Below are 7722 nucleotides of genomic sequence, written 5' to 3'. Positions count from 1 at the left end.
CGCGCGACGTGAGCCAGCGCGAGCAGTGCGCGGCCCCGGCGCCGATCTCCAGCACGTCGCGCCCGGCGACGTCGCCCAGCAGGCCGGCCTCCGCCTCGGTCAGGCCCTCGGGTCCCCAGCGGAAGCCGGCGTCGCCGAGGAAGTCGCGGTGCTCGTCGAGGTACTCGACCGCGTTGGCGTCCCACCAGCCGCGGGCGGCACGGCCGCCGTCGTCGGACACGTCGCGGTAGCCGAAGGACACGGGCTCGTCGGTGCTCACGGGCCCATCATCCCCGCTCCCTCGGCGGGGTGAAGCCCCGGCCAATTACCACATTCACAGCGGTAACAAAAGGGTCACGATTGGATTGCAGGTGCGGGAGCGAAATACGGAAGCAACGAAAGGGCTCCTAAGGTCAGCCCCAAAGTCTGCGCCCCGGCGCGTCCGAACCCGGATGCGCCGGAGCGCCCGAGGAAGGAGAGTGCCATGCGTCGACGCGCTACGCGCCTCGCGGGCGGCGTCACCTTGGTGACCGCGGCCGCGGTCGCGCTGAGTGGTTGTGTCGCCAGCGAGCGGGACGCCGAGGGCAGCGGCGAGGGAAGCGGAAAGGACACGTTCGTGTTCGCCGCCTCCGCCGACCCGGGCTCGCTCGACCCCGCGTTCGCCAGTGACGGCGAGTCGTTCCGGGTCGCACGCCAGATCTTCGAGGGCCTCGTCGGGGTCGAGCCGGGCACGGCCGACCCCGCCCCGCTGCTGGCGGAGAGCTGGGACATCAGCGACGACGGTCTCGAGTACACCTTCCACCTCAAGGAAGGCGTGAAGTTCCAGGACGACACCGACTTCGACGCCGAGGCCGTGTGCTTCAACTTCGACCGGTGGGCCAACTGGACGGGCCTGGCCGCGTCCGAGTCGCTGTCCTACTACTACACGCACGTGTTCGGTGGGCAGGGCGACAACGGCAAGTACGACTCGTGCGAGGCGTCCGACGCCGCGACCGCGGTCGTCAAGCTGAAGAGCCCGCTGCCGGAGCTGGTCCCGGCGCTCTCGCTGCCGTCGTTCTCCATGCAGTCGCCGACGGCGCTCGAGGAGTTCAAGGCGGACGAGGTCGGCGGCGCCGAGGACGCTCCCGAGCTGTCCGAGTACGCCACCGGCCACCCGGTCGGCACCGGCCCGTACGAGTTCGGCGAGTGGAAGGCCGGCGAGTCGGTCACCCTCAAGGCCTTCGACGGCTACTGGGGCGAGTTCGGCGACGTCAAGAACATCGTCTTCACGGTGATCGCCGAGGGCACCGCGCGCCGCCAGGCGCTCGAGGCCGGTGACATCGACGGCTACGACCTGGTCGCGCCCGCCGACGTCGACGCGCTCAAGGACGGTGGCTACCAGGTCCTGAACCGCGACCCGTTCAACATCCTGTACCTGGGCATGAACCAGAAGCAGAAGCCGTTCGACGACCCGAAGGTGCGTCAGGCGATCGCCCACGCGATCGACAAGGAGGCGCTGGTCGCCGCCGCGCTGCCCGAGGGCACCGAGGTCGCCACGCAGTTCGTCCCCTCCACCGTCTCGGGCTACAGCGACGACGTCGCCACGTACGAGTTCGACCAGGAGAAGGCGAAGGAGCTCCTCAAGGAGGCCGGCCAGGAGAACCTCGAGCTCGAGTTCAACTACCCGACCGACGTCTCCCGGCCGTACATGCCGGACGCCGCGGCCATCTACGAGGCCATCTCGGCCGACCTCGAGGAGGTCGGCATCACGGTCAAGGCGACGCCGGAGCCGTGGAGCCCCACCTACCTCGACACCATCCAGGGCAGCGACAAGCACGGGCTGCACCTGCTCGGCTGGACGGGTGACTACAACGACACCTACAACTTCATCGGTACCTTCTTCGGCGCGGAGTCGGCCGAGTGGGGCTTCAACGACGAGTCGCTGTTCAAGGCTCTCGGCGACGCCCGCTACGCGCCGGTCGACCAGCAGGAGGCCCAGTACAAGGCCGCGAACGAGGCCGTGATGGAGTTCCTGCCGGGCGTGCCGCTGGCCAGCCCCGTGCCGTCGCTCGCGTTCACCGAGCAGGTCCAGGGCTACCCGGTCTCGCCGGTGCAGGACGAGGTCTACAACGTCATCACGTTCACGGAGTAAGTGACCGGGATGACATACCTAGGGCGCATCACGCCTTAGGGTGAATTGCTCAGGTCGGGGCGCGGCGCCTGCCGCGCCCCGACCGCTGTCCGTGACATTCGAGTTACCCCACGAGGGATACGTATGCTCCGCCTCATCGTGCAGCGGCTGCTGCTCCTGATACCGCTGCTGCTAGGGCTGTCGGTGCTGTTGTTCGCGTGGGTGCGGGCGCTGCCCGGTGGCCCGGCGACCGCCCTGCTGGGCGAGCGGGCCACACCAGAGGCCGTCGCTCGCATCAACACCCTGTACGGGTTCGACCAGCCCGTCCACGTGCAGTACTTCAAGTACCTCGGCCGCCTGCTGCAGGGAGACTTCGGCGTCTCCACGCGGACCGGCCGCCCGGTGCTCGACGAGTTCCTGACCCGGTTCCCGGCGACGATCGAGCTGACCATCGTGGCCCTGATCATCGCGATCGGCATCGGCATCCCGCTGGGCTACATCGCGGCGCGCCGCGCGGGCTCGTTCATCGACCACTCGTCGGTCGTCGTCTCGCTGATCGGCGTGACGGTGCCGGTGTTCTTCCTCGCGTTCATCCTCAAGTACGTCTTTGCCGTCGAGCTGGGTTGGTTCCCGTCCACGGGCCGGCAGGACCCGACGATGATCGCGACGCACCCGACGAACTTCTACGTGCTGGACGGACTGCTCACCGGTGAGTGGGACGCCGCATGGGACGCGCTGGTGCACCTGATCCTGCCGGGCATCGCGCTCGGCACCATCCCGCTGGCGATCGTGGCGCGCATGACGCGTGCCGCCGTGTCCGAGGTGCAGAACGCCGACTACGTGCGCACCGCCCGGGCCAAGGGCATCCGGGCCTCCCGCCTGCGCGGCGAGCACATCCTGCGCAACTCGATGCTCCCGGTGCTCACGACCATCGGCCTGCAGGTCGGCCTGTTGCTGTCGGGCGCGGTGCTCACCGAGACCGTCTTCGCGTTCAGCGGCATCGGCTCGTTCCTCGCCGAGGCCGTGTTCAACGCCGACTACCCCGTCATGCAGGGCTTCGTCCTGATGATCGCCATCGTGTACGCCCTCGTGAACCTGTTCGTCGACGTGTCGTACGGGCTGATCGACCCCCGGCTGAGGAGGCAGCAGTGAGTGCCAACGAGCTCCCAGTGACCGACGGCGCGGCGGCCGAGCCGCTGCACAGGTCCATCCACGGCGACGGCCCCGGCGGCGCCGACCACGCGGGCGAGGGCGTCTGGGCCCGTGCCTGGCGCACGCTGCGCAAGAACCCGGTGGCCATCGCCGGCTTCGTGATCGTCGCGGTCTTCGTGCTGGTGGCGCTGTTCGCGCCGCTGCTGGCCCCGTACGGCCCCAACGAGCTGCCGGGCCGTGCCCTCGTGCGCCCGACGATGATCCCCGGACCCTCGGCCGAGTACCCCCTGGGCCTGGACCGCTACGGCGGCGACGTGCTGAGCAAGCTGATCTGGGGCGCGCGCGCCTCGCTCCTCGTGGGCGTGCTGTCCACGCTGTTCGGCCTCGCCGGCGGCATGGCGCTGGGTCTGCTCGCGGGCTGGTTCGGCAAGTGGGTCGACTTCGGCGCGATGCGCCTGGTGGACCTCATGCTGTCCGTGCCGTCGCTGCTCCTGGCCGTGTCGATCGCCGCGATCGCGGGCCAGTCGTCGATGTCGGTGATCGTCGCCATCGGTGTGGTGCAGATCCCGATCTTCGCCCGGCTGCTGCGCGGCTCGATGCTCGCGCAGCGCGGGCAGGACTACGTGCTGGCGGCGTCCGCGCTGGGCCTGAGCCGGCGCTCGGTGACGATGAGCCACGTGCTGCCCAACAGCGTGGGTCCCGTCATCGTGCAGGCGACGCTGACGCTGGCCACCGCCGTGATCGAGGCCGCCGCGCTCTCGTTCCTCGGCCTGGGCGGCGGCGAGCCGTCCACCGCGGAGTGGGGGCGCATGCTCACGGCCGCGCAGCAGGAGCTCGCGGTCGCGCCGCGGCTGGCGATCCTGCCCGGTATCTGCATCGCCGTGACGGCCCTCGGCTTCACCCTCGTGGGCGAGAGCCTGCGCGAGGCCCTCGACCCCCGGAACAGGACCCGACGATGACCGACATCGCTGACAACAAGACCCCGGACGGCCCCGTGGGCGGCCCGGTCGAATCGCCGGCCGACGCCCAGGCGGACGCCTCGGCGGAGGACGTCGTGCTGCGGGTCGAGAACCTGGCCGTCGACTTCCGGACCGAGAACGGGCCCGCGCGCGCCGTCTCGAACGCGAACCTGACTGTCCGGCGCGGCCAGACCGTCGCGATCGTGGGCGAGTCGGGCTCCGGCAAGACCACCCTCGCCATGGCGGTCCTGGGCCTGCTGGCCAGCAACGGGTCCGTGGCCGAGGGACACATCTGGTTCAAGGACGAGGACCTCGGCCACGTGTCCGCGCAGCGCATGGCGCAGCTGCGCGGCACCGAGCTGGGCCTGGTGCCGCAGGACCCGATGACCAACCTCGACCCGATCATGCGGATCGGCCAGCAGATCGACGAGGGTCTGATCGACAACGGCCTCCGGACGCGGCGCGACGCGCGTACGCGCACGGTCGAGCTGCTCGACGAGGTCGGGCTGCCCGACGCCGCGCGCCGCGCCGGCCAGTACCCGCACGAGTTCTCGGGCGGTATGCGGCAGCGCGCGCTCATCGCGATGGGCCTCGCCGGCCGGCCAGCCCTGCTGGTCGCCGACGAGCCGACGTCGGCCCTCGACGTCACCGTGCAGCGGGGCATCCTGGACCAGCTCGCGGGGCTGACGCAGGAGCTCGGCACCGCGGTGCTGCTCATCACGCACGACCTGGGCCTCGCCGCCGAGCGGGCCGACATCGTCGTGGTCATGTACCACGGCGAGATCGTGGAGCAGGGCCCGGCCCGCCAGGTCCTGACCGCGCCGAAGCACGACTACACCAAGCGCCTCATGGCGGCGGCCCCGTCGCTCGCCTCGCGGCGCATCGAGATCGCGCGCGAGCGCGGCCTCGAGGACGTGCTCGACGACGCCCTCCTGGCCCCCGGCGAGGATGCGGCAGCCGGCACGGTGGGCGAGTCCGACGCGCTCGTCCAGGTCAAGGACGTGAGCAAGGTCTTCACGATCCGTGGCAGCGGCCTGCTGTCCCGCAGCAAGGACTTCACCGCGGTGGACGGCGTGAGCCTCGACATCCCGCGCGGCTCCACCGTGGCCGTGGTGGGGGAGTCGGGCTCGGGCAAGTCCACCCTCGCGCGGATGATCCTGGACATCGAGAAGCCCACGACGGGCACCATCACGTTCGACGGCGGCCTGGTGGGCGCCGGCGGGCACAAGGACCAGATCGCGTACCGGCGCCGGGTGCAGCCCGTGTTCCAGGACCCGTACTCGTCGCTGGACCCGCTGTACTCGGTGTTCCGCGCGATCGAGGAGCCGCTGCGCGCCCACGACTACGGGGACGCGGCCGCCCGCCGCGCCCGTGTCGAGGAGCTCGCCGAGCAGGTGGCGCTGAGCAAGGGCCAGCTGCAGCGGTTCCCGGCCGAGCTGTCCGGCGGCCAGCGGCAGCGTGTGGCGATCGCCCGTGCGCTGGCGCTGTCGCCCGAGCTGGTGGTGTGCGACGAGGCGGTCTCCGCGCTCGACGTCGTGGTCCAGGCGCAGATCCTGCAGCTGCTCGCCGGCCTGCAGGACGAGCTGGGGCTGACCTATCTGTTCATCACGCACGACCTCGCCGTCGTGCGGCAGATCGCGGACCGCGTGCTGGTGATGCAGCAGGGTCGCGTGGTCGAGGAGGGGACCGTCGACACGGTCTTCGACTCGCCGGCCACCGACTACACGCGAACCCTGCTCGACGCGATCCCGGGCAAGGACCTGGAGCTCGCCCTCTGAGGGCTGGTTCCCGAGCCGGTCGGCGGGTCGGGGTGGCGTCGGGCCGTGCGGCCCGCGCCACCCTGGCTCGCGTTGACCAGCCCGCTGCCGCGCCACTAGGATGACTGGCGGTGCCGTGCGCCTTCCGGCGACCTACCGGCACCTCACGAGCACCGCACAAGCAGAGCTCAACAGACCCTGTCCGTACTACGCCATGTCCGCATCGGAGCATCGAACTCAATGACCATCTCCACCCCTGCGAAGTCCGCCCCCCAGGTTGCCGTCAACGACATCGGCACCGAGGAGGACTTCCTTGCTGCCATCGACGCCACCATCAAGTACTTCAACGATGGTGACATCGTCGAAGGCACGATCGTCAAGGTGGACCGTGACGAGGTCCTTCTCGACATCGGCTACAAGACCGAGGGTGTCATCCCGTCCCGGGAGCTCTCGATCAAGCACGACGTCGACCCTGGCGAGGTCGTCGCCGTCGGCGACGCCGTCGAGGCACTTGTTCTCCAGAAGGAGGACAAGGAAGGCCGTCTGATCCTGTCCAAGAAGCGCGCCCAGTACGAGCGCGCCTGGGGCACGATCGAGAAGATCAAGGAAGAGGACGGCGTCGTCACCGGCACCGTCATCGAGGTCGTCAAGGGTGGCCTCATCCTCGACATCGGCCTCCGCGGCTTCCTCCCCGCCTCCCTCGTGGAGATGCGTCGTGTCCGCGACCTCCAGCCGTACGTCGGCAAGGAGATCGAGGCCAAGATCATCGAGCTCGACAAGAACCGGAACAACGTCGTGCTGTCGCGCCGTGCCTGGCTCGAGCAGACGCAGTCCGAGGTTCGCTCCACCTTCCTGCAGACCCTGCAGAAGGGCCAGGTGCGCCCCGGTGTCGTCTCCTCGATCGTCAACTTCGGTGCGTTCGTGGACCTCGGCGGCGTCGACGGTCTGGTGCACGTCTCCGAGCTGTCCTGGAAGCACATCGACCACCCGTCGGAGGTCGTCGAGGTGGGCCAGGAGGTCACCGTCGAGGTGCTCGACGTCGACTTCGACCGCGAGCGTGTCTCCCTGTCGCTGAAGGCGACGCAGGAGGACCCGTGGCAGACCTTCGCCCGTACGCACGCCATCGGTCAGGTCGTGCCGGGTAAGGTCACCAAGCTGGTTCCGTTCGGTGCGTTCGTCCGCGTCGAGGACGGCATCGAGGGCCTGGTCCACATCTCGGAGCTGGCCGTGCGCCACGTCGAGCTGCCGGAGCAGGTCGTCACCGTCGGTGCCGAGGTGTTCGTCAAGGTCATCGACATCGACCTGGAGCGCCGCCGCATCTCGCTGTCGCTCAAGCAGGCCAACGAGGGCGTGGACCCGGAGTCCGAGGACTTCGACCCCGCGCTGTACGGCATGGCCGCCGAGTACGACGAGGCCGGGAACTACAAGTACCCGGAGGGCTTCGACCCGGAGACCAACGAGTGGCTCGAGGGCTTCGAGACCCAGCGCGAGTCGTGGGAGGCGGAGTACGCCAAGGCGCACGAGCGCTGGACCGCGCACCGCAAGCAGGTCGCCGAGGCGCTCACCGCGGACACCGAGGCGTCGTCCGAGGCCCCGGCCGCTCCGGCCGGTGGCGGCAGCACCAGCTACTCCTCGGCCCCGGCCGAGGAGGCCGGTGGCACGCTGGCTTCGGACGAGGCGCTCGCCGCGCTTCGCGAGAAGCTCACGGGCAACTGACCTGAGCTGAACGCCGACGGCCCGTCGCCCCTTCGGGGGCGGCGGGCCG

5 protein-coding genes and 1 pseudogene are annotated in these 7722 nt (G+C 70.0%); 5 read left to right on the top strand and 1 reads right to left on the bottom strand.

All coding sequences use genetic code 11. The annotated features are described in order from the left end of the window. A pseudogene (locus PROKR_RS34600) lies at window positions 1–259 on the bottom strand (SAM-dependent methyltransferase); the annotation flags it as partial. 204 nt (window positions 260–463) lie between these two features. Between PROKR_RS34600 and PROKR_RS10795 the strand changes: the two are divergent. From PROKR_RS10795 to rpsA, 5 genes are all read left to right on the top strand, one after another. Beyond that, on the top strand, window positions 464–2110 hold the full coding sequence (locus PROKR_RS10795; protein WP_036963013.1) for an ABC transporter substrate-binding protein: 1647 nt from the start codon (window positions 464–466) through the stop codon (window positions 2108–2110). A 123-nt stretch (window positions 2111–2233) separates the two neighbouring features. Then, complete coding sequence (locus PROKR_RS10790; protein WP_020014757.1) at window positions 2234–3241, top strand: ABC transporter permease; 1008 nt, start codon at window positions 2234–2236, stop codon at window positions 3239–3241. 56 nt (window positions 3242–3297) lie between these two features. Continuing rightward, the gene (locus tag PROKR_RS10785) at window positions 3298–4200 is read left to right on the top strand and encodes an ABC transporter permease (RefSeq protein ID WP_051432887.1); all 903 of its coding nucleotides are present in this window, start codon (window positions 3298–3300) and stop codon (window positions 4198–4200) included. Beyond that, entirely contained in the window at window positions 4197–5978 is a 1782-nt protein-coding gene (locus PROKR_RS10780) for a dipeptide ABC transporter ATP-binding protein (protein WP_211240104.1), read from the top strand. The genes PROKR_RS10785 and PROKR_RS10780 overlap by 4 nt, the downstream gene beginning before the upstream one ends. A 219-nt stretch (window positions 5979–6197) precedes the next feature. Next, the gene (gene rpsA / locus PROKR_RS10775; RefSeq protein ID WP_020014760.1) at window positions 6198–7673 is read left to right on the top strand and encodes a 30S ribosomal protein S1; all 1476 of its coding nucleotides are present in this window, start codon (window positions 6198–6200) and stop codon (window positions 7671–7673) included. Window positions 7674–7722 lie beyond the last annotated feature (49 nt).

Source organism: Promicromonospora kroppenstedtii DSM 19349 (assembly GCF_000515355.1).
GTDB classification, from domain to species: domain Bacteria; phylum Actinomycetota; class Actinomycetes; order Actinomycetales; family Cellulomonadaceae; genus Promicromonospora; species Promicromonospora kroppenstedtii.
The sequence above is the reverse complement of the archived record's forward strand: the minus strand, read 5'-3'. Positions and strand labels throughout refer to the sequence as shown.